Here is a 26,235-nt window from a genome sequence, read left to right as displayed (position 1 = left end):
TCACAGCTTGTTGGATTCGACCTGGAGGATGACCGCACGTGGCACGCATCGGTGACGGAGGGGACCTGCTCAAGTGTTCCTTCTGCGGGAAGAGCCAGAAGCAGGTCAAGAAGCTGATCGCCGGTCCCGGCGTCTACATCTGTGACGAGTGCATCGACCTCTGCAACGAGATCATCGAGGAAGAGCTGAGCGAGGGCGCCGAGGTCAGCCTCGACGAGCTGCCCAAGCCCAAGGAGATCTTCGAGTTCCTCAACTCCTACGTCATCGGTCAGGAGCACGCGAAGAAGTCCCTCGCCGTGGCGGTCTACAACCACTACAAGCGGGTGCAGGCCGGCCTCCAGCCCGTGGCGGGCAAGCACAGCAAGGAGGAGGTCGTCGAGGTCGCCAAGTCCAACATCCTCGTGATCGGACCGACCGGCTGCGGCAAGACCTACCTCGCCCAGACCCTGGCGCGGATGCTCAACGTGCCGTTCGCGATCGCCGACGCCACCGCCCTCACCGAGGCGGGCTACGTCGGCGAGGACGTCGAGAACATCCTCCTCAAGCTGATCCAGGCCGCCGACTACGACGTCAAGAAGGCCGAGACCGGCATCATCTACATCGACGAGATCGACAAGGTGGCCCGCAAGGCGGAGAACCCCTCGATCACGCGCGACGTCTCCGGTGAGGGCGTGCAGCAGGCGCTGCTGAAGATCATCGAGGGCACCACCGCCTCGGTGCCGCCGCAGGGTGGTCGCAAGCACCCCCACCAGGAGTTCATCCAGATCGACACCACCAACATCCTGTTCGTGGTGGGCGGCGCCTTCGCCGGGCTCGAGCACATCGTCGAGCAGCGCGTTGGCAAGAAGACCCTCGGCTTCACCGCCGAGGTGCGCGGCCAGGCCGAGCGCGAGGCTGAGGACCTGCTCCTGCAGGTGCGCCCCGAGGACCTGACGAAGTTCGGCCTGATCCCCGAGTTCATCGGCCGGCTCCCGCTGATCGCCAGCGTCAGCAAGCTCGACCAGGAGGCCCTGGTCCAGATCCTCACCGAGCCCCGCAACGCGCTAGTCAAGCAGTACCAGAAGCTCTTCGAGCTCGACGGCGTCGAGCTCGAGTTCACCTCCGAGGCCATCGCCGCGATCGCCGACAAGGCGATGGAGCGCGGCACCGGCGCCCGCGGCCTGCGCGCCATCATCGAGGAGGTCCTCCTCCACGTGATGTACGACGTGCCCTCCCGCGGCGACGTCGGCAAGGTCATCGTGACCGGTGAGGTCGTCACCGACGACCTGGCCCCGACGCTCGTCCCCCGCGAGACCGAGGCCAAGAAGAAGAAGTCGGCCTGACGGGTCGAGTCGGCGCAACTGCCGGCTTCAAGACGGTCGAGTCGGCGCAACTGCCGGGAACCGACCGGGTTCAGCCCGGGTGGTGACCCTGTGCGTGATGGTGCGCGCCGTGCTGGGTCGTGACGTGGACGAACCCGCGCAGCGCCGGGCTGCGTAGGCCGTTGGCGACGATCAGGCTGCACGCGATCGCCAGGATGACGAACGCGTACAGGGGCAGCTTGTGCTGGTCGCTCACGGCGGTCCTCGGGTCGGGCGTGTGGTGCGGAGGGCAAAGCATCCACTGTGGCCCGCTCGCCCGGACAACGACGAATCCCCGGGCCCGATGTGACCCGGCATGGGCCCTCAATGGCCCACCAAGACCGGTTCGCCTGGCCCCCAGGGGCCAGGCGAACCGGTTGAATCCGGCAGTTGCGCCGTCTGGACCTACTCGGTGGGGGCCAGGACCGCGTCGACGGTGATCGCGTCGGCACCCTCGACGACCGTGAAGACCAGGTCGCCGGTGATCTTGCCGGAGCGCCGCAGGTCGTCGGCGGCCTGCTCGGCACCCCGCACGAGGGTCTCGGGGCCCTTGATCTCCACGCGGGACAGCTCGGCGCGCATCGAGACCTTGGCCTGCGACTTGGCGCCCCGGATGCCCACGAGGGCGGCGGCGACGGCGTCGACCGTCGACGGGTCGGCCGCCGCCGCGGATCCGAGCTCGGCGTGGGTCGGCCACGGGGCGCGGTGGATCGAGCCCTCCTGCCACCACGACCACACCTCTTCGGTGACGTAGGGCAGGAACGGCGCGAGCAGCCGGAGCTGGACCTGGAGCGCGATCGCCAGGGTGGCGCGGGCCGAGGCGGTGGCATCGCCACCCTCCTCGTCGTACGCGCGCTCCTTGACCAGCTCGAGGTAGTCGTCGCAGAACTCCCAGAAGAACTTCTCGACCGTCTCGAGGGCGGTGGTGTAGTCGTAGGCCTCGAACGCGTCGGTGGCCTTTGTGACGACCGCGAGCAGCCGGCCGAGCAGGGCGCAGTCGATCGGCTCGGAGACCTCGTAGTGGTTGAGCGTGGTCGCACCGACGCCGCCGAGGACGAACTTCGAGGCGTTGAGGACCTTCATGGCCAGCCGACGGCCGACCTTCATCTGGCTCTCGTCGAACGGCGAGTCCAGGCCGGGGCGGGCCATGGCGGCACGCCAGCGGACGGCGTCGGCGCCGTACTTGTCGAGGACATCGGACGGGACGACGGCGTTGCCCTTGGACTTCGACATCTTCTTGCGGTCCGGGTCGACGATGAAGCCGGAGATCAGGGCGTGCGACCACGGCGCGACGTGGTTCTCGAAGTGCGCGCGAACCACGCGGGAGAACAGCCAGGTGCGGATGATGTCGTGCGCGTGAGTGCACAGGTCCATCGGGAAGACCCGCTGCCACAGGTCGTCATCGGACTCCCAGCCGCCGGCGATCTGCGGGGTCAGCGAGGACGTCGCCCAGGTGTCCATCACGTCGGGGTCGCCGACGAAGCCGCCGGGCTTGCCGCGCTGGTCCTCGGTGTAGCCCTGGGGTGCCTGCGTCGACGGGTCGATCGGCAGCTCGGCCTCGCGGGGGAGCAGCGGGTGCTCGTAGTCGGGCTCGCCGTCGGCGTCGAGGGGGTACCAGACGGGGAAGGGGATGCCGAAGAAGCGCTGGCGCGAGATCAGCCAGTCGCCGTTGAGGCCGCCGACCCAGTTGTCGTAGCGGTGCTTCATGTGGGCCGGGACCCACTCGATCTCGGCGCCGCGCGCGATCATCTCGTCGCGGATCCCGCCGTCACGGCCGCCGTTGCGGATGTACCACTGGCGGGTGGCGACGATCTCGAGGGGCTTGTCGCCCTTCTCGTAGAAGTTCGTCATCCGCTGCGTGGGCTTCGGGTCGCCGTCGAGGTCGCCGGTCTCGCGCAGCTTGGCCACGACGGCCTCGCGGGCGGAGAAGGCCGTCTTGCCCTTGAGCTCCTCGTACGCCGCGGCGGCGGCCTCTGCCCCCGTGGATTCAGGGGAGAGCCACTCCGGCGTCTCGCGCGACATCCGGCCGTCGCGGCCGATCAGCGTGCGGACCGGCAGGTTGAGCTCGCGCCACCACGTGACGTCGGTGAGGTCACCGAACGTGCAGCACATGGCGATGCCCGCGCCCTTGTCCATCTCCGCGAGCGGGTGGGCGAGGACCGGGATCTCGACGCCGAAGACGGGCGACGTCACGGTCGTGCCGAAGAGCGCGGCGTACCGCTCGTCGTCGGGGTGCGCGATGAGCGCGACGACCGAGGGGATCAGCTCGGGCCGGGTCGTCTCGATGTGGACCGGGCTGCCGTCCGGCTTGTGGAAGGCGACCCGGTGGTAGGCGCCGGCATACTCGCGCGACTCCAGCTCGGCCTGGGCGACCGCGGTCTGGAACGTGACGTCCCAGAGGGTCGGCGCCTCCTGGAGGTAGGCCTCCCCGCGGGCGAAGTTGCGCAGGAACGCGCGCTGGCTGACGGTCTGGGCCTTCGGGCCGATCGTCGTGTAGTGCTGCTTCCAGTCGACGGAGAGGCCCAGCGTGCGCCAGAGCTCCTCGAAGATCTCCTCGTCCTGCTCGACGAGCCGCTCGCAGAGCTCGATGAAGTTGGGCCGGCTGATCGGCACCTGCTTCTTCGGGTCGGGCTTCTCCGGCGGGGTGAAGTCGGCGTCGTAGGGCAGCGACGGGTCGCACCGGACTCCGAAGTAGTTCTGCACGCGGCGCTCGGTCGGCAGGCCGTTGTCGTCCCAGCCCATGGGGTAGAACACGGACTTGCCGCGCATCCGCTGGAAGCGCGCGACGAGGTCGGTATGGGTGTAGGAGAAGACGTGCCCGACGTGCAGGCTGCCGCTCACGGTCGGCGGCGGGGTGTCGATCGAGTAGACGTTCTCGCGCGGCTGCGTGCGGTCGAAGGCGTAGGTGTCCTGGGCCTTCCAGTGGGCGCTCCAGGTGGCCTCGAGCCCCTCGAGGGCAGGCTTGTCCGGTACGACGACGGCACGCGTGTCGGTGCTCGTCGTAGTCGGTGCCTGGTCGTGCGGGGTCTCGGTCATGGCGAAATCCTAGATTGCGGGCGTCCCTCGTCGGAAACCGGTTGTGTGCCGACCGCCACTCCTCCCTAGCCTGCAGCCATGTCCTACCCCGACGCCACGGCAGATCGCGCCGGCGAGGCCTCGCCGTACGTGGTCGAGATCACCGACGACCCGACCGAGTTCCTGGCCGCCGCGGAGCCGCACCTCGCCCTCGACCCGGTCCTCACGACGGTGGTCTCCACGGTCACCCACCGCGCGGCGCGCCGCCTCGCCGAGGGCGCGCCCCGTCCGTCGCACCCGCAGTGGTGGGCGGTGGTCCGCGACGAGGCGGGGGAGCCGGGTGACATCGTCGGCGTCGCGATGCGTACGGCGCCCTTCGCGCCCCACCCGCTCTTCCTGCTGCCGATGCCCGACGGCGCCGCCCGGGCGCTGGCGCTGGCCCTGGTCGACCGCGGCGAGGAGGTGGCCGGTGCCAACGGCTGCCTGCCCGCGACCCGGGTCTTCGCCGACGAGGTCTCCCGGCTGACCGGCGGTGAGGCCGCCATCTGGGAGCACACCCGCCTCTTCGAGCTCGGCGAGCTCGTCGAGCCGGCACCGGTGCCGGGTGCGCTGAGACCGGCGACGACCGCCGACCTCGACCTGTGCCTCGCGTGGTTCACCGCGTTCGCCGCCGACGCGGCCGAGCAGGCCGGCCGCACGGTGGAGGACGGCGTCGGGGAGCACGTGACCCAGGAGGACGTCCTCGACCGGATCGAGCACCACCGCGTGTGGCTCTGGGAGGTCGACGGCACGGTCGTCCACCTCACCGGCGCCAACCCGCCCAGCTTCGGTGTCGCCCGGGTCGGGCCCGTCTACACGCCCGGCGAGCACCGCGGGCGCGGCTACGCGAGCGCGGCGGTGGCCGCGGTCTCCCGGTTGCTGCTCGACGGCGGCTCCCGGGTCTGCCTCTTCACCGACCAGGCAAACCCGACCTCGAACAAGATCTACCAGGCGCTGGGCTACCGCGCCGTGGTCGACATGGCCAACCTCGCGATCCGCTGAGGGAGGCCCGGTCCCTAGACTCGGGGGTGCGATGAGTGAATCCCCAGAGTCCCCCGAAGCCCCCCGTCTCGCCCAGACGTTCGCCGAGGTCGAGGGCGCCCTGCTGTCCCGCTGGCCGGAGACCCGGCTCGAGCCCTCGCTGGACCGGATCCAGGCGTTCACCGAGCTGCTGGGCGACCCGCAGACGTCGTACCCCGTCGTCCACCTGACCGGCACCAACGGCAAGACGTCGACGTCGCGGATGATCGACACCCTCCTGCGGGCCCTGGACCTGCGCACCGGCCGCTTCACCAGCCCGCACGTGGAGCGGATGAACGAGCGGATCTCGATCGACGGCGAGCCGCTGGACGACGAGGCATTCGTGCGGGCCTTCAACGACGTCGCGCCCTACACCCATCTCGTCGACGCCGGCCAGGCCCACCCGCTGTCGTTCTTCGAGACGGTCGTCGGCATGGCGTACGCCGCGTTCGCGGACGCACCCGTCGATGCGGCGATCGTCGAGGTCGGGATGGGCGGCTCGTGGGACGCCACCAACGTCGCCGATGGCAGGGTCGCCGTGATCCTGCCGATCGCCGTCGACCACGCCAAGTACCTCGGCGAGACGCCACTCGCCATCGCGGTCGAGAAGGCCGGGATCATCAAGCCCGGCGCGACCGTGGTCCTCGCCCAGCAGCAGCCCGACGTCGCTGAGCTCGTGGTCCGGCAGGCCCAGGAGGTCGGCGCCACCGTGGTCGCGGAGGGCGTCGACTTCGGCGTCGTCTCGCGTGTGCCGGCGGTCGGCGGCCAGGTGATCTCGCTGCAGGGCCTGCGCGGCCGCTACGACGAGCTCTTCCTGCCGCTGTACGGCGCCCACCAGGCGCAGAACGCCGCCGTCGCCCTCGCCGCGGTCGAGGCGTTCGCCGGCGACATGACCCTCGACGACGAGATCGTCCGGGCCGCGTTCGCCGAGGTCACCTCGCCGGGTCGGCTCGAGGTCATCCGTCGCAGCCCCACGATCGTGCTCGACGCCGCCCACAACCCCCACGGTGCGGCGGCGACGGCGGACGCGCTGGAGGACTCCTTCAGCTTCAGCCCGCTCATCGGGGTGCTCGGCGTGATGGCGGACAAGGACGCCGACGGCCTGCTCGCGGCCTTCGAGCCGCACCTGGCCCACGTCATCTGCACCCAGAACTCCACGTCGCGCGCCATGTCGGCGCAGGACCTCGGCGTCGCGGCCCGCGAGATCTACGGCGAGGACCGCGTCACCGTCGTGCCCCGCCTCTCCGACGCGATCGACGCGGCGGCCGCACTGGCCGAGGCCGGCGAGGCGTTCGGCGACCCGCTCGGCTCCGGCGCCGTGCTCGTGACCGGCTCGGTGGTCACCGTGGGCGAGGCTCGCACGTTGCTGGGGCGGCGCTCGTGAGCGACGACCGCACCCGCTCCCCGCGTCGCGGCATGTGCGCCGCGGTGCTCTGCCTCGAGGCGATCACGCTCGGTCTCTCCACCCCCGTGATGATCTCGATCGACAAGGTCTCCACCGGCACGGCGCTGTCCGTCGGCCTCGGCCTGACGGTGGCGTGCCTGCTGCTGGCCGGGATGCTCCGCAAGGAGTGGGGCTACCTCCTCGGCTGGGCTGTCCAGGTCGCCGCCGTCGCGCTGGGCTTCCTGGTGCCGCTGATGTTCTTCCTGGGCGCGCTGTTCGGGCTGCTGTGGGGCACGGCCTACTTCCTGGGCCGCAAGATCGAGCGCGAGAAGGCCGCGGCGTACGCCGCCTTCGACGCCGAGTCGGCCTGAGCCGACCCGAGCCCCCGCGTGGTGTGCGGGTGCGTTTGCGGTTGGCGGCGACGGGTACCTCCCCGGCGTACCCGCCAACTGACCCATGCCCGCCGCCCGATCGGTGACGGGCGGGAGAGGACGCACCATGACCGACCACATCGAGGGCGCTCCGCTGTCCGACGCCGAGCTCGAGGCCCAGGCCGGAACGGCCCTGCCCGACAAGGAGGTCGTGTCCATCCTGGACCTCAACGCCGACCTCAACCTCGCCCTGGACCTCGCGGCCCCCGTCGACCTGGCGGTGGCCGCCAACGCCAACGTGGCCGCCCCCATCGACGCCGCCGTCTCCGCCAACATCCTGTCGGTCGGCTCGACGTCGCAGGCGCTCGCCGACCAGGGCACGATGATCGACCAGGGCATCACCGGCGACGTCTCGGCCGACTCGACACAGGACAGCGGCATCGTCGGGGGAGCCGACGCAGCACCGGCGGACGCTCCCGCCGCGGCGACTGCCGCGCCCGCCGACGGCACCGCGGGACTCGCCGCCCCCATCCCGGACGGCCCCGTTCCCGGGCTGCCGGCCGACGGCACCGTCCCGGACCCCGGCCTGCCGACCGACGGCACCGTCCCGGACCCCGGCCTGCCGACCGACGGCACCCTGCCCGGCGGCACGCTGCCCGACCCGAGCCTGCCGACGGACCTCGGTGGAGCGATGGACGGACCGCTGCTCAACGTGGACGTCAACCTGGCCGCGGACGCCAACCTCGACGCTCCGATCAACGGTGCGGTCGCGGCCAACGCGAACGTCGCGGCCCCGATCGACGCGGCCGTCTCGGCCAACATCGGCTCCATCGACAGCCAGTCGGTGGCCGTGGCCCAGCAGGACGCGATCATCAACCAGACGATCGACGGCGACGCGACGGCCACCGCCGACCAGTCCTCGACGATCCAGAACCCGTAACCAGCCGTGTCCCTGACCTCACCTCCGTCGGACCGCGCGGACGCCTCGTCGTCCGTGCGGTCCGACGTCCCCGTCCGGGCGACCGGCATCCAGCTGATCGGCGAGATGCCCGGTTCGGGCTACCGGACGCCACCGGCGCTCGTGCGTCGCGCCGACGGCCAGATGATCCAGCTGACGCCGCTGCTCTACCTCGTGCTGGATGCGGTCGACGGTCGCCGCACCCACGCCGAGATCGCGGACGTGGTCAGCCGTGCCTTCGGGCGGCAGGTGAGCGAGGACAACGTCGAGACCCTCGTCGACTGCAAGCTGCGCCCGCTCGGGGTGCTGCTCAAGGGCGACGGCAGCGAGCCGGAGCTGAGGAAGTCCCAGCCGTTGCTGGGACTGCGGATGCGCTACTCCGTCACCGACCCGACGAAGACCAACCGGATCACCGCACCCTTCGCGCGCCTCTTCAACCCGATCCTGGTGACCGGCGTGGTCGCGGCGTTCTGCTGGATCACCTGGTGGCTGCTCCTCGACAAGGGGCTGGCCTCGGCGACCCACGAGGCGTTCACCCGGCCCGGGCTGCTGCTGCTGGTCTTCGCGGTGACGGTCCTGTCGGCGGGGTTCCACGAGTTCGGGCACGCCGCCGCTGCCCGCCGCGGCGGTGCGACGCCGGGTGTCATGGGCATGGGCCTCTACCTCTTCTGGCCGGCGTTCTACACCGACGTGACCGACTCCTACCGGCTCGGCCGCGCCGGACGGATCCGCACCGACCTCGGCGGCCTCTACTTCAACGCCATCGTCGCCGTCGGGATCGTCGGGGTGTGGCTCGCGAGCGGGTACGACGCCCTCCTGCTCGTCGTCGCGACGCAGGTGCTTCAGATGCTCCACCAGCTGACGCCGATGGTCCGCTTCGACGGCTACCACGTGCTCGCCGACCTGACCGGCGTGCCCGACCTCTACCACCGGATCAAGCCCACGCTGGTGGGGGCGCTGCCGTGGCGGTGGCGGGATCCCGAGGCGACCGTGCTCAAGCCGTGGGCGCGGGTCGTGGTGACGGCCTGGGTGCTGCTCGTGGTGCCGATGCTCGCCTTCTCGCTGTTCATGATGGTCGTGACGTTCCCGCGCGTGGTGGCCACCGCCTGGGTCGGTCTCCAGGCGCAGTGGGCGGTGGCCTCGGCCAGCCTCACCGGCGGGGACCCGGTCACGTTCGGGGCCCGGTGCGTGGCGATCCTGGCGCTCGTCGTACCGATCCTCGGCATGGGCTACATCCTGACCCGCCTCGTGCGCCAGGTGACGACCTCGACCTGGCGGGCTACCGCCGGTCGCCCCGCCCGCCGCGCGCTGGCCGTGGTGACCGCCGCGGCGGTGGTCGCCGGGCTCGGGTGGGCGTGGTGGCCGCACCCGGACACCTATCGCCCGATCGCGGCGTGGGAGCGGGGCACGCTCGCCGACGCGTTGCCGCTGGCCCGGCCCGCGCCCGCAGCCGGCGCCGCCCTGGCCGTGGGCCAGCAGGGGCGCATGCAGACCGTGTGGCCCTCCGGGTCCCCGGTCCCCACCCGGGACCACCCCGGGCTGGCGATGGTCATGGTGCCGCACCAGTCCGGTGCCTCCGGCAGTGCGAGCGGGACCGCGGCCGGCGCACCCGCAGCGGGGTTCGAGCAGGGAACGGATCCGGGCGCCGGTGCTTCCGGTGGCGGGGCTCCGTCGTGGGTGTTCCCCTTCGACCAGCCGTTGCCGCCGGGTGAGGGCGACACGCAGGCCCTGGCGGTCAACACGACCGACGACATGGTGACCTACGACGTGGCCTTCGCCATCGTGTGGGCCGACGGCGACACCGTCAACAACACCAACGAGGCGTACGCCATCGCCAGCTGCACCAACTGCGCGGCGGTCGCGGTGGCCTTCCAGGTCGTGATGATCGTGGGGGACGCCGACGTGGTCGTGCCCGAGAACGTCTCGGCCGCGGTCAACTACAACTGCGTCCAGTGCCTGACCTACGCGCTCGCCACCCAGCTGGTGGTCACGCTCGACGGGCCGCTGAGCGACGCCGGGATGGCGCAGCTCGCCGACCTGTGGGCGGAGATCGCCGAGTTCGGCAGCCACCTCGCCGACATCCCGCTCGCCGACCTGCAGGACGCCCTCGCCGGCTACGAGCAGCAGATCCTCGACATCGTCGCCGCCGATCCCGCCGCGGTGCCGGCGCCCGGGGGCACCGATCCGTCCGACCCGGGGGCCACCGGCTCCGCGTCGGCCTCACCCACGTCCGACCCCGAGGCCTCGGGCTCGCCGACGAGCACGCCGACCCCGGTCGTGCCCGACTCCGGGTCCACCGCTCCCTCGGCCTCACCCTCGGAGTCCGCGTCGGGTTCTCCCACCACGACCGCCAGCCCGAGCGCGTCGCCGACCGAACCGGCGCAGCCCTCGGCGTCCACGGCGAGTCCTTCGTCCAGCGGCTCGACCACGCCGGCGCCGGGAGTGTCGTCCTCGCCCTGAGCCCCGTCAGGAACGGTCGAGGCCGCGGACGAGCGCGGTGAGGGCTGCGTCCAGCTCGGCGTACGGCGAGAGCGCGGCCGCGACCCGGGGCGCCCGGTCGGCGTAGACGCGCCGGGCCGTGCGCACCACCTTGTCGACGTAGCCGTCGCGCAGCAGGGTGAGGAACGCCCGCTGCACCGGCCACGCGGCGGCCTCGTGGGTGACCGCCCGACGGGCGTTGACCGGTTCGAGGAGCGCGGGCGTCGGCACCAGCCAGCCGAGGCGGAGGCTGGGGGCGACCGACTTGGACGCCGTGCCGAGGTAGGCCACGCGCTCCCGGTCGAGGGTCGCCAGCGCCGGCACCGGGGCGACGTCGTAGCGGAACTCCGAGTCGTAGTCGTCCTCCAGCACCAGCGCGTCGGCCGCCCGCGCCGAGGCGAGGAGGGTCAGCCGGTCGGCCGCGGGCATCACCCGGCCGAGCGGGTGCTGGTGGGCCGGGGTGACGTAGGCCGCGACCCGCCCGCCGAGGTCGGTGACCGTGGCGGTCGCGGGCAGGTCGTGCACCACGCGTCCCGAGGCACGCACCGTCTCCACGGCGGCGCGGTAGCCGGGGTCCTCCATAGCCACCGGCCCGGGCGGCAGGACGGAGAGCACCTGGCGCAGGCCGTCGGTGGTGCCCGCGGTGACCACGACCTCGTCGGGGTCGACCGCGAGCCCGCGGGTGCGTGCGAGGTGGTCGGCCAGGGCGGCGCGGAGCTCAGGGATCCTGCGCGGGTCGTCGTAGCCGCGGGGCGGCCGGGCCGTCGACACCTCGCGCCAGGCCCGCCGCCACCCGGCCTCGTGCCGCGGGTCGATCCACGGGGTGCCGGCGTCGAGGCTGACCAGCCGGGGAGGTGCGGAGGGCGTCGTACGGCGCTCCGGGGCCGACCGCGCTGCGCCGCTGACGCTCGCGTGCGGAGCCACGAACGTGCCGGCGCCGTGGCGCGTCTCGAGCCACCCCTCGGCCAGCAGCTGCTCGTAGGCCTGCTCCGCGACGGCCCGGGAGACGCCGAGGTCGGCGGCCAGGGCCCGGCTGCTCGGCAGCCGGTCGCCCCGCGCCAGCGTGCCGGCGACGACCAGGTCGCGGACCTGGCCGGAGAGCTGGACGCCGAGCGGCGTGGGCAGGGCCCGGTCGAGGCGGACGGGCAGGGGAGTGGGCATGTGAGTGTCCTGTCCAGATGGTCGCGAAATGGCCCGTGACGACAGGCCACTCCGCGTCGAGGATAGTCCCGTGACCACCACCCAGCTCTCGCCCACGCCCCGCACCACCGTCACCCGCGGCCGCAGCCGCGCGGTCCTGGACCGCGACGCCCTGCTCGCCGTGCTGGCTGAGGGACTCGTTGCGCACCTCGGCCTGGCGACGCCCGGCGGCCACCCGCTCGTGCTGCCGTCGGCCTACGCCGTCGACCCGTCGGGGCCCGACGCCGGCGGGACGCTCTACGTCCACGGCTCGGTCGCGGCCGGCTGGGTGCGCGGCGCCGCCGACGCCACCGTCTGCGTCACCGTGACCCTGCTCGACGGGCTCGTCGCCGGCCGGTCGGCCTTCCACCACTCGATGAACTACCGCTCCGCGGTCGTGATCGGCACCGCCCGGGTCGTCGACGAGGCTGCGGAGAAGGAGCGCGCGCTCGGCCTGATCGTGGACCACATGATCCCCGGCCGCTCGGCCACGCTCCGTGCCCACACGCGCAAGGAGCTGGCCGCCACGGCGGTCATCGCCGTGCCGCTGGAGGAGGCCTCGCTCAAGATCCGCGGCGGCGGTCCGGTCGACGAGCCCGACGACGTCGAGGCCGGCGTCTGGGGCGGGCACGTGCCGCTGCGCCTGGTCGCCGGGGACCCGGTGCCCGACGCGGACGCCGTGACGTCGGGAGGGCCGGTCCCGCCCGACGTCGTCGCCCGGGCGCGCGCTTTGTAGGCTGCCGGGCATGACCCAGCGCTCCCTCGTCCTCGTCAAGCCCGACGGCGTACGCCGCGGCCTCACCGGCGAGATCGTCCGCCGCATCGAGGCCAAGGGCTACACCCTGGCCCGCCTCGAGCTGCGCGAGGCCACCCCCGAGCTGCTCGCCGAGCACTACGCCGAGCACGAGGGCAAGCCGTTCTACGGCCCGCTCGTGGAGTTCATGCTCTCCGGCCCCGTCGTCGCCATGGTGGTCGAGGGCGAGCGCTGCATCGAGGGCTTCCGCTCCCTCGCCGGCGCGACCGACCCGACCGTCGCCGCGCCCGGCACGATCCGCGGCGACCTCGGCCGCGACTGGGGCCTGGCCGTCCAGCAGAACCTCGTCCACGGCTCCGACGCCCCCGAGTCGGCCGAGCGCGAGATCAAGATCTGGTTCCCCGAGCTCGGCTGACGCTGCCGGGCGGGATCGCCGGTTGACCGGTGATCCCGGACGTTCTGGAGGGTTGCAACCCTCCAGAACGTCCAACAGTGCCCGGGGAGTGGTGCGCGAGGGACTGATGTGACGCGACCGGTCCGGGCAAACCCGCACGCCTCGCCGCGTGTCCTGCCGGGGAGCGCCGTCCCCGCTCCTTAGCCTTGTGTCACACCCTCCCCATCAGCACCACTTCTCCAGGGACGACACATGGCGAACAGCTTCATCGGCCGCGACATGGCCGTGGACCTCGGCACCGCCAACACGCTCGTCTACGTGCGCGGCAAGGGCGTCCTCCTCGACGAGCCGAGCGTCGTCGCGCTGAACGCCACGACCGGCGAGATCCTCGCCGTCGGCCACGAGGCCAAGCGGATGATCGGGCGGACGCCCGACAACATCACCGCGATCCGTCCCCTCAAGGACGGCGTGATCGCCGACTTCGAGGCGACCGAGCAGATGCTGCGGTTCTTCATCCAGCAGGTGCACCGGCGCCGCTACTTCGCCAAGCCCCGCATGGTCATCTGCGTGCCGAGCGGCATCACGGCCGTCGAGCAGCGCGCGGTCAAGGAGGCCGGCTACCAGGCCGGCGCCCGCCGGGTCTACATCATCGAGGAGCCCATGGCGGCCGCCATCGGCGCCGGGCTGCCCGTGCACCAGGCCACCGGCAACATGGTCGTCGACGTCGGCGGCGGTACGACGGAGGTCGCCGTCATCTCCCTCGGCGGCATCGTCACGTCCCTCTCCATCCGCACCGCCGGCGACGACCTCGACGCCGCGATCGTCGCGTGGATGAAGAAGGAGTACTCCCTCATGCTCGGCGAGCGCACCGCCGAGGAGGTCAAGATGACCCTCGGCTCGGCGTTCCCGCTGCCCGACGAGCCCGAGGCCGAGATCCGCGGCCGCGACATGGTCTCCGGCCTGCCCCGCACTGTGGTCGTCTCCAGCTCCGAGGTCCGCCAGGCCCTCGAGGAGCCGCTGCACGCCATCGTCGACGCGGTCCGCGCGACCCTCGACCAGACCCCGCCCGAGCTGGCCGGCGACATCATGGACCGCGGCATCGTGCTGACCGGCGGCGGCGCCCTGCTCCGCGGCCTCGACGAGCGGCTGCGCCACGAGACCGGCATGCCGGTCCACGTCGCCGAGGACCCGCTCACCTCGGTCGCGCACGGTGCCGGCAAGTGCGTCGAGGAGTTCGAGGCGCTCCAGCAGGTGCTCGTCACCGACCCGCGGCGGTACTGATGGGTCTCGGCAAGCCCGGGAGCCCGCGCGAGCAGCGCTGGACCTCGATGGACCGCCAGGAGGAGCGCAACCGCCCCTCCCGCTCGCTCATGGTCGCGCTGCTGCTCGGCTGCCTGACCCTGATCACCCTCGACTACCACGGCGGCGCGGACTCCCCGATGGAGCCGGCCCGCCGTGCCGTGGGCGAGGTGTTCGGTCCGATCGAGACGGGCACCGCCACGGTGATCCGCCCGTTCACGGCCGTCCCGGCGTGGTTCCGCACCAAGGGCGCGCTCCGCGACGACATCGCCGAGCTCACGGCCGAGAACTCCCGGCTGAAGTCCGAGGTCGCCACCCAGGACTACGACCGCAACCGGCTCGAGGAGTTCGAGGGCCTCACCTCGGCCGCCGAGAACCTCGGCTACGCGCTCGTCCCGGCCCGCGTCGTCGGGCTCGGCGCCGCCCAGTCCTTCTCCCACACCGTCACCATCGACGCCGGCTCCTCCTCCGGGATCCACCCCGACATGACGGTGGTCAACAACGACGGCCTCGTCGGCCGGGTCCTCCGGGTCACCAGCACCACCGCCACCGTGCTGCTCATCATCGACACCGAGTCGGTCGTCGGCGGGCGGGTCGGTGAGTCGATGGAGGTCGGCTTCCTGCACGGGCGGGGCGTCCTGGGCGACGCCGGCCGCCTCGACCTCGACCTCGTCGACGAGTCCGAGGTCCCCGCCGACCACGACTCGGTCGTGACGTGGGGGTCCGACGGGGGAGCGCCGTACGTCTCCGGCGTGCCGGTCGGCCGCGTCGTCTCGGTCTACAGCAGCCTGCGTGACACCTCTCAGCGTGCGGTCATCGAGCCGTACGTCGACTTCGGCGCCCTCGACGTGGTCGGCGTGGTCGTGCCCTCCGGCACCGCCAGCGACCGGGCCGTCATCGAGGCAGACGGGAGCCTCCAGTGAGCCCGATCCGTGGCCTCGCCGCCGTGGCCGCCGTCGCGGTCGCCCTGGTCCTGCAGGTGTCGGTCTTCCCGCACCTCGCCTGGGACGGCATCGTCCCCAACCTCTGCCTGCTGGTCGTCGTCGGCGCCGCGCTCACCCGCGGCCCGCAGTTCGCCGCCGTCCTCGGCTTCGTGGCCGGGCTCGTGCTCGACCTCGCCCCGCCCGCCGACCACGTCGCGGGCCGTTGGGCGCTCGCGCTGGTCGTCGTCGGGTACGTCGCCGGCCGGATGCGCCAGGACGTCAAGCCCACCGCCGCCGCTGTCGTGGCCACCGTCGCCGCCTCCAGCTTCGTCGGTACGTCGATCTTCGCGCTGAGCGGCATCGTGCTCTCCGACGGCATCGTCGGCATCCCCGACCTGCTGCGGGTCATCCTGGTGGCCGTGCTCTGGGACGTGCTGCTGACGCCGTTCGTGCTGCCCCTGGTGATGGCGATGTTCCACCGGCTCGAGCCGGCCCGGACCACCTGATGACGCCACACTCGGCCTCCGCGGGGAGCAGGAAGTCCCGCCTGCGCCTGATCGTCATCCAGGCGCTCGTCTTCTCGCTGTTCGCGACCCTCTTCGCCCGGCTCTACTACCTCCAGGTCGTCACGGGCGACGACTACCAGGCCCAGGCCGCCTCGCAGTCGGTCCGCGAGATCGTCCAGCAGCCCCAGCGCGGCCTGATCGTCGACGACATGGGTCGCCCGCTGGTCGCCAACCGCACCTCCTGGGTCGTCTCCATCGACCGGACGATGCTCGGCAAGATGACCGACAGCCAGCGCACCCGCCTCGTGGCCCGGGTCGCCGACGCGGTCGACATGGCCCCCGGCCGGGTGACCAAGCGGCTCGTCACCTGCGGCGACCCGGACGCCGTGATCGGCCTGTGCTGGAACGGCTCGCCCTACCAGCCGGTGCCGGTCGCCACCGACGTGCGCCAGGCCGTCGCGCTGCGGATCCTCGAGCAGCCCGAGGACTACCCCTCGGTGCTCGCCGAGCAGCAGAGCGTCCGCGCCTACCCGCGCCCCTACGGCGTCAACCTCGCCCACGTGCTTGGCTACCTCAGCCCGATCACCGAGGAGGAGTACGACAAGGCGCGCGCCGACGGCGACAAGTCGGTCAACGGCGCCTCGTCCGTGGGCCGCGCCGGCGTGGAGAAGGAGTACGACCGCTGGCTGCGCGGGATGCCCGGCTACAAGCAGGTCGCCGTCGACTCGATGGGCCGCGTGCTCGGCGACGACAGCGAGGTCATGGGCCAGCCCGGCGACACGCTCGTCACCTCGATCGACGCCAAGGTCCAGGGCGTCGTGGAGAAGCAGCTCGCCGACACGATCGCGCTGGCGCGCCAGACCTACGACCCGGTCACGCACATGAACTACAAGGCCGACTCCGGCGCCGTCGTGGTGATGGAGGCCAGGACCGGTCGGATCGTCGCGATGGCCAGCCAGCCGACGTACGACCCGTCGGTGTGGGTCGGCGGCATCACCAAGAAGCAGCTCGCCCGCCTCTACTCCGAGAAGGCCGGCACCCCGCTGCTGGCGCGGGCGACGCAGGGCCAGTTCGCGCCCGGCTCGACGTGGAAGCCGCTGATGACCGTCGGCGCGCTCGACCACGGGTTCAGCCCGGACACCAAGCTCAACTGCTCGTCGAACTTCCAGGTCGGCAACCGGCTCTTCAAGAACTACGAGTCGGAGTCCTACGGCTACATCACCTTCGCCCAGGCGCTCCAGCTCTCCTGCGACACGTTCTTCTACCGCGTCGGCTTCCACTTCTGGCAGAAGTACGGCTCGGACCCGACCGACGTCGACGCCTACGACCCCCTGGTCGAGCAGGCGAAGAAGTTCGGGTTCGGCAAGCCGACCGGTGTCGACCTCCCGGGCGAGGCCAGTGGCCGGATCGCCGACCGGCACTGGAAGCTGGCCTACTGGAAGGCCATGAAGGGCTACTACTGCGGGATGGATGAGAAGGGCAACGCGCCCTCGGCCTTCCTCAAGCTCTTCGCTCACGAGTTCTGCCTCGAGGGCAGCTACTACCGCGCCGGCGACTCGGTCAACTACGCGATCGGCCAGGGCGACACCATCGTCACGCCGCTCCAGCTGGCCCGCGCCTACGCCTCGCTCTCCAACGGCGGCACGCTCTTCGAGCCGCGCGTCGCGAAGGCGATCGTCAGCTCCGACGGCACCGTCCTCAAGCGTTTCCCGCCCGCGGTGATGGGCCACGTGAAGTCCAGCAAGGCTGCGCTGTCGTACGTCGACACCGCGCTGCAGGGCACGCCGAAGGTCGGCACGCTCGCCTGGAAGTTCATCGACTTCCCGCTCGACCGGGTCCCGATCCGGGGCAAGACCGGCTCCGCCGAGGTCTATGGCAAGCAGTCGACCTCTTGGGTGGCGACCTACGACAAGGACTACGTGGTCGTGATGATGGTCAGCCAGGCCGGCACCGGCTCGGGCACCTCCGGCCCGGCGGTGCGCAAGATCTGGGAGACGCTCTACGGCATCGACGGCATGGACGTGAACCCGAGGAACGCCGCGATCCCCGGCACCACCCCGCCCGCCGGGCTGCCCACGTTCATGAAGGACGGCTCGATCCTGCCGCCGGCGAGGAAGGAATAGCCGTGCCCCCCACCACCCCGCGCCCGCTCCTGCGGGCCCCAGGCCTCGACTGGATCCTGATGACGGCCGTGCTCGCGCTCGTCACGCTGGGCTCGCTGCTCGTCTGGTCGGCCACCTCGCACCGCGAGGACCTCACGATGGGTGACCCCACGGCGTACCTCCGCAAGCAGCTGGTCAACGTCGCCATCGGCCTGGTGCTGCTCGTGCTGGTGATGGCCACCGACCACCGCTGGGTGCGGATCCTGGCGCCGCTGGTCTACCTCTGCTCGATCGCCGGGCTCGCGCTGGTGCTGACGATGGGCGTGACCATCAACGGCTCGCGCTCGTGGCTCCAGCTGGGCGGGATGTCGATCCAGCCCTCGGAGTTCGCCAAGCTCGCCGTGGTGATCGGCATGGGCCTGCTCGTCGCCGAGCGTGCCGAGGGTCGTCGCCGCACCCAGATCGGGACGGTCGAGGTGCTCGGGATGCTCGCGATCGCCGGGGTCCCTGCGTCGCTGATCATGCTGCAGCCCGACCTCGGCACGATGCTGGTGCTGTCCGCGACCGTCTTCGGCGTCCTCGCCACCTCCGGCGCCCCGCGCCGCTGGCTGCTGCTCCTCGCCGGCGGCGGCGTCACCGCCGCGGTCGCGGCCGTGGCCGCGGGCTTCCTCAAGCAGTACCAGGTCGACCGCTTCATGGCCTTCACCAACCCCGACCTCGACCCGCGCGGAGCCGGCTACAACGTCGAGCAGGCCCGGATCGCGGTCGGCAACGGCGGGCTCTTCGGGCAGGGGCTCTTCCACGGCTCGCAGACCCGCTCCGGCTTCGTGCCCGAGCAGCACACCGACTTCATCTTCACCGTCGCCGGCGAGGAGCTCGGCCTGATCGGGGCGGGCGTCCTGATCGCGCTCCTCGCGGTCGTGATCTGGCGTGCGCTCGCGATCGCCGCCCACACCGACGACCCGTTCGGCCGGATCGCGGCCGCCGGCATCGCCTGCTGGTTCGGCTTCCAGGCCTTCCAGAACATCGGGATGTGCCTGGGCATCATGCCCGTCACCGGCGTACCCCTGCCCTTCGTGTCCTACGGCGGCAGCTCGATGTTCGCGGGCATGCTCGCGATCGGCCTGCTCCAGAACATCCACCTGCGCTCGACCGCCTCCGTCCCGACCCGCTACGTCATGCCGGTCCGGGTGCTCACCTCCCGCTGACCCGCCCTGAGCCGCTCGGGGGACGGCCCGTCCGGGCCATGGTGCGGGAGTGGCCACCGGTGCGACCGTGGACCCGTGGCGCCATCGGAGCTGCTGCGCGACGCGGTCGAACGCAGCGTGGTCTCGGGCCACGAGGGCAAGTCGGGGGCGGGCCTGGAGAGGGTCCGGCTCGCGGACGGCCGCGCCCTCGTGGTCAAGCGGGTGGTGCCGGACGAAGACCTCACCCTCGACCTCGCCGGGGGCGGCCCCGCTCTCGAGTACGTCGTGTGGTCCACCGGCCTGCTCGACCGGCTGCCGCCCGGGGTCGGCCACGCCGTGGTCGACGCGTGGCTCGAGGGCGAGACGACCTACATCGTGATGCGCGACCTGGGCGACGCCGTCCTGACCTGGCAGGACCGGCTCGACCGGCCCCGGGCCTTCTGGGTGATGGAGCGGCTGGCCGAGCTGCATCGCGCCTACCTCGACGACCCGCCCACCGGCCTGGCGCCGCTCGACCACCTCCTCGACATCTTCGCCCCTCACCGGGTGGCCGCCGGAGCCGACGCCGGGATCGAGCTGATGGTGCTGGCCCGCCGCGGCTGGGAGATGTTCGCCGACCGGGTGCCCGCCGACGTCGCGGGCCCGGTGTTCGCGCTCCTCGAGGACATCACCCCGGTGGCCGACGCGCTGAGCCTCGGTCCGGTCACGCTGTGTCACGGCGACGCCGCCACCGTGAACATGGCCCGCGAGGGCGAGCGGCTGGTGCTGCTCGACTGGGCGATGCCCGCCCGGGGACCCGGCGCGATCGACGTCGCCCGGTTCCTGGCCGGCTGCGCCTCGGTCGTGGAGCCGAGCCGCGAGGAGATGATCGAGGCCTACCGCCGCGCCGCCGGAACGGCGTACGACGAGCGGTCGATGCGGCTCGCGCTGCTCTCCGGCCTGCTGTGGCTGGGCTGGAACAAGGCGCTGGACGCCACCGAGCACCCGGATCCGGCGATCCGCCGGCAGGAGGAGGCGGACCTCGACTGGTGGGTCCGCCAGGCACGCACGACGCTGGAGAGGGAGGCACCCTGATGGACCTCAACACGCTGTACCACCGCACCGTCGAGGCGTGGGCGGACCGGGTCAACGCGGTCCGACCGGACCAGTGGGACGACCCCACGCCCTGCCGGGAGTGGACGGTCCGCGACCTGGTCAACCACGTCTGCGGCGAGGACCTGTGGACCGTGCCGCTGATGAGCGGCCAGACCATCGAGGAGGTCGGGGACCGCCTCGACGGGGACCTGCTCGGGGCCGACCCGATCCGCAGCTCGCTGGAGGCGGCGTCCGAGGCGACCCGTTCCGTCGCCGAGTGGCTGCCCAAGGGCGGCACCGTCCACCTCTCCTACGGCGAGGAGCAGGCCGAGGAGTACGTCCACCAGCTCGCCGCCGACCACCTCGTCCACGGCTGGGACCTAGCGGCGGCGACCGGGGGAGACGTCCGGCTCGACCCGGCGCTCGTCCACGAGGTCGCGGTCTGGTTCGAGGGGCGCGAGGAGCTCTACCGGGCCGCCGGCGCGGTCGGCCCCCGGGCCGCCGAGCACGGCACCGCCCAGAGCGCCCTGCTCGCCGGGTGCGGCCGGGACGCCGAGTGGGGTCCCAACCACGCCGCCCTGGCGCGCTTCTCGGCGGCGTTCGGCCGCGGTGACGTGGACGCGATCATGGCGCTGATGACCGACGACGTCGTCTTCGAGGCCACGGGTCCCGCCCCCGACGGCACCCGCCACGAGGGTGCCGACGCGGTGCGCGCGGTGTGGGTCGAGCTGTTCGGCCAGACGCCCAACGCCGCCTTCACCGAGGAGGAGTCGTTCGTCGCCGGCGACCGCGCCGTGCTGCGCTGGCGCTTCGACTGGACCGACGAGTCGGGCGCCCCGGGCCACGTCCGCGGCACCGACCTGATGCGGCTGCGGGACGGTCTCGTCGCCGAGAAGCTGTCCTACGTCAAGGGCTGAGCTTCTGATTGGATGGAGCCATGACCGAGCACACCATTGACCCGGCCATCCTCGAAGCCGTCCAGAGCATCGCCTACCGCTTCGGTGTCGAGGGCCTGGAGGAGATGATCGTCCACGCCAACGCCGAGCTCGAGATCGCCAAGAAGGCGTACGCCGAGCTCGCGTCCGACCCGGACTGACCGGCTCACAGGGGTCAGCGCGTCAGCCGCTTGAGCCGGCCGCGCGCGCTGGAGTCGGCCTTCAACGACACCAGCGCCCCGGCCTTGGCGAGCCCGTGTCGCGGCATGTTGCCGTAGACCGCCTCGTACTCGCCGGCCCGGACCAGGAATGTCTCGTGCCAGATCCCCGAGCGGGGGTCGGTGCCGACGCGCCGCCAGTAGTTGCGCCAAGCCGGCCGGTGCGGGTCCTCCTCGCTGCGGGCGAACCGCTCGAGGTCCTCGAAGGACCGCCAGTACTGCACGTTCATGGTCAGCCCGTAGGTCTCGTAGCCGAGGAGCCCCTTCTCGGGGTGCTCGGTGAGGAACTTGAGCATGTACGGCATGCCGCGCATCCCGCCCAGGTCGCGCAGGCTACGGATCGGGTGTCGCAGGTCCAGCCTCGCCCCGATGAGGAACACCACGAAGTCGCCCTCGATGCCGGCCGCCCAGCGGCCCTGGTTCACCTGTGCCATGCCGGGATTCTGGGACCGCCGGGGGCGGGACGGCAATGGCCCGAACGGACCCCGACGCCCGGCGGTGCCTCGGAGTTCGCCCGCCGCACGAGCGGCGTCGTACCCTTGGTCGTTCCCCCATCTGTTGTGAGGTCTTTGCTGTGTCCGTGAGCGTGTTCGCCCGTCTCGAGCCCCGACTCCCGTCGGTCTCGAAGCCGATCCAGTACGTCGGTGGCGAGCTGAACTCCACCGTCAAGGACTGGGACTGCGCGCCGGAGGGCGAGACCGTCCGGTGGGCGCTGATGTACCCCGACGCCTACGAGGTCGGCCTGCCCAACCAGGGCGTCCAGATCCTCTACGAGGTCCTCAACGAGCGCGACTGGATCGTGGCCGAGCGCACCTACTCGGTGTGGCCCGACATGGAGAAGGTCATGCGCGAGGGCGACGAGCAGGGCCCGATCCCGCAGTTCACCGTCGACGCCCACCGCCCGGTGCGCGACTTCGACGTGTTCGGCCTGAGCTTCTCCACCGAGCTCGGCTACACCAACATGCTCAATGCTCTCGACCTGGCCGGCATCCCGATGCACGCGGTCGACCGTGGCGACGAGGACCCGATCGTGCTGGCCGGCGGCCACGCGGCGTTCAACCCCGAGCCGATCGCCGACTTCCTCGACGCCGCCGTGCTCGGTGACGGCGAGGAGGTCGTGCTCGCGATCTCCGAGGTCGTCCGCGAGTGGAAGGCCGAGGGTCGCCACGGTGGCCGCGACGAGCTGCTGCGCCGCCTCGCGGTCACCGGCAACATCTACGTCCCGAAGTTCTACGACGTCGCGTACGCCGAGGACGGCTCGATCGAGGCCGTCGTGCCCAACCGGCCCGGTATCCCCTTCCGGGTCCGCAAGCACACGCTGATGGACCTCGACGCCTGGCCCTACCCGGCCAAGCCCCTCGTGCCGCTCGCCGAGACCGTGCACGAGCGCTTCTCGGTGGAGATCTTCCGCGGCTGCACCCGCGGCTGCCGCTTCTGCCAGGCCGGCATGATCACCCGCCCGGTCCGCGAGCGCTCGATCGAGACCATCGGCAACATGGTCGAGAACGGCATCCGCAAGTCCGGCTTCGAGGAGGTCGGACTGCTCTCGCTCTCCAGCGCCGACCACACCGAGATCGCCGAGGTCGCCAAGGGCCTGGCCGACCGCTACGAGGGCAGCAACGTCTCGCTCTCGCTGCCGTCGACCCGCGTCGACGCGTTCAACATCTCGCTGGCCAACGAGTTCTCCCGCAACGGCCGCCGGTCCGGCCTGACGTTCGCCCCCGAGGGTGGCTCGGAGCGGATGCGCAAGGTGATCAACAAGATGGTCACCGAGGAGGACCTGATCCGCACCGTGGCGACGGCCTACTCCCACGGCTGGCGGCAGGTGAAGCTCTACTTCATGGTCGGCCTCCCCACCGAGACCGACGAGGACGTCCTCCAGATCGCCGATCTGGCCCGCAAGGTGATCCAGAAGGGCCGCGAGGTCGCCGGCCGCAACGACATCCGCTGCACCGTCTCCATCGGCGGCTTCGTGCCCAAGCCGCACACGCCCTTCCAGTGGGCCGCGCAGCTCGACCACGAGACCACCGACGACCGGCTCAAGAAGCTGCGCGACACGGTCCGCGACGACAAGAAGTACGGCCGCGCCATCGGCTTCCGCTACCACGACGGCAAGCCCGGCACCATCGAGGGACTGCTCTCCCGCGGCGACCGCCGGGTCGGTGCCGTCATCGAGCAGGTGTGGCGCGACGGCGGCCGCTTCGACGGCTGGAGCGAGCACTTCTCCTACGACCGCTGGGCCGACTCGGCCGCCACCGCGCTCGAGGGCACCGGCGTCGACCTGGCCTGGTACACCACCCGCGAGCGCGAGTACGACGAGGTCCTCCCGTGGGACCACCTCGACTCCGGCCTCGACAAGGACTGGCTGTGGGCCGACTGGGAGGACGCCATCGACCCGTCCTCCGACGTCGAGGTCGAGGACTGCCGCTGGACGCCCTGCTACGACTGCGGCGTCTGCCCGACCATGGACACCGACATCCAGATCGGGCCCACGGGTCGGCAGCTGCTGCCGCTCAGCGTCGTCTGACGTGGCCGAGGCGATCCGGGTCGCCGGCTGGGAGCAGCGGCACGACGTCGCCGCCCTGCGCCGGGCCTGGACCGAGGAGAACGCCGGCCACCCGGTCGAGGACGACGGCTTCACCGACCGCTTCGAGGAGTGGCTGGAGCGGGAGCAGGACCAGCGCGTCACGTGGCTGGGGTACGCCGACGGCGAGGCCGTCGCGATGGTCAACCTGCTGGTCTTCACCCGCATGCCGCGTCCCGGCGAGTCCGCACCCAACCAGTGGGGCTACCTCGCCAACTGCTACGTCCTGCCCGAGCACCGCAACGGTGGCCTGGGCGGTCGCATGCTCGACGCGCTCACGGCGTACGCCGACGAGCAGGGTTTCGTGCGCGTCGTGCTCAGCCCGAGCCCGCGGTCGGTGCCGTTCTACCTGCGCGGCGGCTTCGAGCCGGCCACGTCGCTGATGGTGCGGCTGCCCGGCAGCTGATCCTCGATCGCGGCCGGCCGCGCCACGTAGAGGCCCGCGGCGATCTGCGGCACCATCAGCGCGGTCAGCATCAGCAGGGGCGCGGTCCAGCCACCGGTGGCGTCGTACAGCGTGCCGACGCCGAACGGCCCCAGCGCGGCCAGCAGGTAGCCCGTGGACTGGGTGAAGCTCGACAGGGCCGCAGTGCCCTCCGGGGTGCGCGCGCGGAGCCCGATCAGCACCAGGACGATCGGGAACGTCACGGCCCCGATGCCGACCAGCAGGGCGCCGGGGATCGCGAACGCGTGCGGGGCGATCATCAGGCCCACGTAGCCGACGGGGTAGCAGAGCATGATCGCGAGCAGGATCCGCGCCTGGTCGGTGCGCCGCGCCACCGCCGCGGGCGCCCACAGCGACAGCGGGATCGACACGGCGGCGAGCAGCCCGACCAGCGCGCCGGCCTGCCCGGCGGTGTAGCCGTGGTCGCGCCACAGCTGGGCGAACCAGCCGAACACGGCGTACGCCTGCATCGACTGGAGCCCGAAGAACAGCGCCATCGCCCAGCCCAGCCGGGTGCGGGCCACGTCGGCCCAGCCGATGCTGCGCGGTGCCTGGTCCAGCGCCCGGTCGTGCGCCACCAGGCCGACCCAGGGGAGTGCGGCGAGCAGGGCGAGGCCGGCCCAGATGCCGAGTCCCCAGCGCCAGCTGCCGCCCGCGTGCGAGACGGGGACGGTGAGCAGCAGGGACGTGGTCAGGCCGACGGCGAGGGCGGTCGTGTAGATCGCCGTCACCCGCCCGACGGCGTCGGGGAAGTGCAGCTTCACCAGCGACGGGAGCAGCACGTTGGCCATCGCCATGCCGCCGAGCGCGAGCATCGACAGCGCGAGGAAGAGCGCCTCGCTGCTGGTCACCGCCCGGCCGGCCAGCCCGACGACGGCCGCGACCAGCGCCAGCAGCGTCACCCGGTGCACGCCCACCCGTCGGGCCGCGGTCGGCGCGAGCGCGCCGAAGAACGCGAAGGCCAGCACTGGCAGCGAGGTCAGCAGGCCTGCGGCGACGGGCGACATCCCGAGCGCGGACCTGACCTCCGCGAGCACCGGCCCGACGCTGACGGCGGCGGGCCGCAGGTTGAGCGACAGCAGGACGAGTCCGCCGAGGATGACCAGGGACGTACGACGGGTGCTCACCCGCCCGATCCTCTCAGCCGTGGTCCCGGGTCACCGCGTCCGGGCGGACCATGACGACGTCGAACTCGATGACCCGCAGGGTCGGCCGGTGCCGGCTGACCGGGAACATCGCCGAGATCGCGAATCCGGCCGCCTCGTAGGTGTCGAGCTGCTCGGTCATCCGCGGCATGCCGTCGTAGATCGGGACGCAGCTCACCTCCGACTGGAGCCCCAGCACCTCGCCGAGCCGGTCGCCGGCGCCGCGGACGGTGGCCAGGTCGTAGCCCTGGGTGTCCATCTTGAGGAAGACCCGGGGTGCCGCGACCCCCGCGACCGCGTCGTCGAGGACCTGGTCGAGCCGGCGGATCCGGATGGTCTCGGTGTGGGACTCGCGGAGCTTGTCCGACCAGGCCTTGCCGAAGTCGCTGGCCGGCAGGAGCGAGCTGAGCTTGCCGGGTGTCACGTTGATCTCCGCGGTGCCGTCGACGTCGCCGAGCGCGCAGTCCTCGACCAGCCACTCGGGGTCGGCCGCCGCGTGCTCGCGCAGCAGGCCGACGAGGTGCCTGACGGGCTCGTAGGAGACGATCCGCCCGCGGTAGCCCGCGCGCCGCAGCCGGGTGGCGAACTGGCCCTCGTTGGCGCCGACGTCGAGGACGACGTTGATGCCGAGCTCCCGGAAGACCCACGAGAGGTGCTCCTCGCCGAGGTGGGCGCCGAGCTGGTTCTGGTAGCCGTTCATCTGCTTGCGGACCGTCCGGCGGTCCGCGACGACGTGCGTCCGCAGCCGCGGTGGGCCGATGCGCTGGACCGCGAGTGGGCGGTGGCGCCGCTGGACGACGTAGGCGCCGTCCTCCAGACGGGTCACGTCGACGCCGGCTCGCGCCAGCAGGGGACCGAGGATCCTGCGTCGTGCACTGGTCACGG

24 protein-coding genes are annotated in these 26,235 nt (G+C 72.0%); 18 read left to right on the top strand and 6 right to left on the bottom strand.

Features of this window, described 5'->3' with window-relative positions; genetic code table 11:
• Positions 1-38 precede the first annotated feature (38 nt).
• A complete protein-coding gene (gene clpX / locus FB382_RS12920; RefSeq protein ID WP_125037819.1) occupies positions 39-1,322 on the top strand; it encodes an ATP-dependent Clp protease ATP-binding subunit ClpX in 1,284 nt (427 codons plus the stop codon).
• Between the two features lie 70 nt (positions 1,323-1,392).
• Here clpX and FB382_RS12915 read toward each other — a convergent pair whose 3' ends face one another.
• Together FB382_RS12915 and valS are read right to left on the bottom strand one after the other, a co-directional pair.
• The gene (locus tag FB382_RS12915; RefSeq protein ID WP_182539724.1) at positions 1,393-1,557 is read right to left on the bottom strand and encodes a hypothetical protein; all 165 of its coding nucleotides are present in this window, start codon (positions 1,555-1,557) and stop codon (positions 1,393-1,395) included.
• 188 nt (positions 1,558-1,745) lie between these two features.
• A complete protein-coding gene (gene valS / locus FB382_RS12910) occupies positions 1,746-4,376 on the bottom strand; it encodes a valine--tRNA ligase (protein ID WP_182539722.1) in 2,631 nt (876 codons plus the stop codon).
• Positions 4,377-4,454: 78 nt separating this feature from the next.
• Between valS and FB382_RS12905 the strand changes: the two genes are divergently transcribed.
• The 5 genes from FB382_RS12905 to FB382_RS12885 all read left to right on the top strand — a co-directional run bounded on the left by FB382_RS12905 (position 4,455) and on the right by FB382_RS12885 (position 10,587).
• On the top strand, positions 4,455-5,396 hold the full coding sequence (locus tag FB382_RS12905; protein WP_182539720.1) for a GNAT family N-acetyltransferase: 942 nt from the start codon (positions 4,455-4,457) through the stop codon (positions 5,394-5,396).
• A gap of 31 nt (positions 5,397-5,427) precedes the next feature.
• On the top strand, positions 5,428-6,798 hold the full coding sequence (locus FB382_RS12900; RefSeq protein ID WP_182539718.1) for a bifunctional folylpolyglutamate synthase/dihydrofolate synthase: 1,371 nt from the start codon (positions 5,428-5,430) through the stop codon (positions 6,796-6,798).
• Positions 6,795-7,169, top strand: a complete 375-nt coding sequence (locus FB382_RS12895) for a DUF4233 domain-containing protein (protein ID WP_260431009.1) — start codon at positions 6,795-6,797, stop codon at positions 7,167-7,169. Before FB382_RS12900 ends, FB382_RS12895 begins: the two co-directional genes overlap by 4 nt.
• 127 nt (positions 7,170-7,296) lie before the next feature.
• Positions 7,297-8,109: a peptidoglycan-binding protein gene (locus FB382_RS12890; protein WP_182539716.1), complete on the top strand. Its 813-nt coding sequence runs from the start codon at positions 7,297-7,299 to the stop codon at positions 8,107-8,109.
• A gap of 6 nt (positions 8,110-8,115) precedes the next feature.
• Positions 8,116-10,587 (top strand): hypothetical protein, encoded by a 2,472-nt coding sequence (locus tag FB382_RS12885; protein WP_220481340.1) that lies wholly within the window; start codon positions 8,116-8,118, stop codon positions 10,585-10,587.
• Between the two features lie 6 nt (positions 10,588-10,593).
• Here the strand turns inward: FB382_RS12885 and FB382_RS12880 are convergent, their stop codons facing one another.
• Positions 10,594-11,766: an aminotransferase-like domain-containing protein gene (locus FB382_RS12880; RefSeq protein WP_182539714.1), complete on the bottom strand. Its 1,173-nt coding sequence runs from the start codon at positions 11,764-11,766 to the stop codon at positions 10,594-10,596.
• Positions 11,767-11,836: 70 nt separating this feature from the next.
• Between FB382_RS12880 and FB382_RS12875 the strand changes: the two genes are divergently transcribed.
• From FB382_RS12875 to FB382_RS12830, 10 genes are all read left to right on the top strand, one after another.
• A complete protein-coding gene (locus FB382_RS12875) occupies positions 11,837-12,520 on the top strand; it encodes a pyridoxamine 5'-phosphate oxidase family protein (RefSeq protein ID WP_343055594.1) in 684 nt (227 codons plus the stop codon).
• A 10-nt stretch (positions 12,521-12,530) separates the two neighbouring features.
• Positions 12,531-12,953 (top strand): nucleoside-diphosphate kinase, encoded by a 423-nt coding sequence (gene ndk / locus FB382_RS12870; protein ID WP_125039269.1) that lies wholly within the window; start codon positions 12,531-12,533, stop codon positions 12,951-12,953.
• Between the two features lie 231 nt (positions 12,954-13,184).
• Positions 13,185-14,213 carry a rod shape-determining protein gene (locus FB382_RS12865; protein WP_182539710.1) on the top strand — a complete coding sequence of 343 codons (1,029 nt, stop codon included), beginning with the start codon at positions 13,185-13,187 and terminating at the stop codon, positions 14,211-14,213.
• A complete protein-coding gene (gene mreC, locus FB382_RS12860; protein ID WP_182539708.1) occupies positions 14,213-15,154 on the top strand; it encodes a rod shape-determining protein MreC in 942 nt (313 codons plus the stop codon). The genes FB382_RS12865 and mreC overlap by 1 nt, the downstream gene beginning before the upstream one ends.
• The gene (mreD, locus tag FB382_RS12855; protein ID WP_182539706.1) at positions 15,151-15,660 is read left to right on the top strand and encodes a rod shape-determining protein MreD; all 510 of its coding nucleotides are present in this window, start codon (positions 15,151-15,153) and stop codon (positions 15,658-15,660) included. Before mreC ends, mreD begins: the two co-directional genes overlap by 4 nt.
• The gene (mrdA, locus tag FB382_RS12850) at positions 15,660-17,783 is read left to right on the top strand and encodes a penicillin-binding protein 2 (RefSeq protein WP_182539704.1); all 2,124 of its coding nucleotides are present in this window, start codon (positions 15,660-15,662) and stop codon (positions 17,781-17,783) included. Before mreD ends, mrdA begins: the two co-directional genes overlap by 1 nt.
• Before the next feature lie 2 nt (positions 17,784-17,785).
• Positions 17,786-18,970 carry a rod shape-determining protein RodA gene (gene rodA / locus FB382_RS12845; protein ID WP_343055593.1) on the top strand — a complete coding sequence of 395 codons (1,185 nt, stop codon included), beginning with the start codon at positions 17,786-17,788 and terminating at the stop codon, positions 18,968-18,970.
• A gap of 75 nt (positions 18,971-19,045) precedes the next feature.
• Positions 19,046-20,023, top strand: a complete 978-nt coding sequence (locus FB382_RS12840; protein WP_182539702.1) for a protein kinase family protein — start codon at positions 19,046-19,048, stop codon at positions 20,021-20,023.
• Positions 20,023-20,940 (top strand): TIGR03086 family metal-binding protein, encoded by a 918-nt coding sequence (locus tag FB382_RS12835; protein ID WP_182539700.1) that lies wholly within the window; start codon positions 20,023-20,025, stop codon positions 20,938-20,940. The genes FB382_RS12840 and FB382_RS12835 overlap by 1 nt, the downstream gene beginning before the upstream one ends.
• A 20-nt stretch (positions 20,941-20,960) precedes the next feature.
• Positions 20,961-21,119, top strand: coding sequence for a hypothetical protein (locus tag FB382_RS12830; RefSeq protein ID WP_182539698.1), 159 nt, complete (start codon positions 20,961-20,963; stop codon positions 21,117-21,119).
• 14 nt (positions 21,120-21,133) lie between these two features.
• On the opposite strand, the gene FB382_RS12825 is transcribed toward FB382_RS12830, so the two are convergent.
• Entirely contained in the window at positions 21,134-21,610 is a 477-nt protein-coding gene (locus tag FB382_RS12825) for a DUF4188 domain-containing protein (protein ID WP_182539696.1), read from the bottom strand.
• A gap of 140 nt (positions 21,611-21,750) precedes the next feature.
• Here FB382_RS12825 and FB382_RS12820 point away from each other — a divergent pair, with 140 nt between their 5' ends.
• Positions 21,751-23,703 carry a TIGR03960 family B12-binding radical SAM protein gene (locus FB382_RS12820; protein WP_343055592.1) on the top strand — a complete coding sequence of 651 codons (1,953 nt, stop codon included), beginning with the start codon at positions 21,751-21,753 and terminating at the stop codon, positions 23,701-23,703.
• 1 nt (position 23,704) lies between these two features.
• Positions 23,705-24,166 (top strand): GNAT family N-acetyltransferase, encoded by a 462-nt coding sequence (locus tag FB382_RS12815; RefSeq protein ID WP_182539692.1) that lies wholly within the window; start codon positions 23,705-23,707, stop codon positions 24,164-24,166.
• On the opposite strand, the gene FB382_RS12810 is transcribed toward FB382_RS12815, so the two are convergent.
• Positions 24,106-25,332: an MFS transporter gene (locus FB382_RS12810; protein WP_343055591.1), complete on the bottom strand. Its 1,227-nt coding sequence runs from the start codon at positions 25,330-25,332 to the stop codon at positions 24,106-24,108. The two genes, FB382_RS12815 and FB382_RS12810, sit on opposite strands and share 61 nt — an antisense overlap.
• Before the next feature lie 13 nt (positions 25,333-25,345).
• Positions 25,346-26,233 (bottom strand): FkbM family methyltransferase, encoded by an 888-nt coding sequence (locus FB382_RS12805; RefSeq protein WP_182539690.1) that lies wholly within the window; start codon positions 26,231-26,233, stop codon positions 25,346-25,348.
• Positions 26,234-26,235: the final 2 nt, after the last annotated feature.

The sequence above is a fragment of the Nocardioides ginsengisegetis genome, from assembly GCF_014138045.1.
Lineage (GTDB): Bacteria > Actinomycetota > Actinomycetes > Propionibacteriales > Nocardioidaceae > Nocardioides > Nocardioides ginsengisegetis.
The sequence above is the reverse complement of the archived record's forward strand: the minus strand, read 5'-3'. Positions and strand labels throughout refer to the sequence as shown.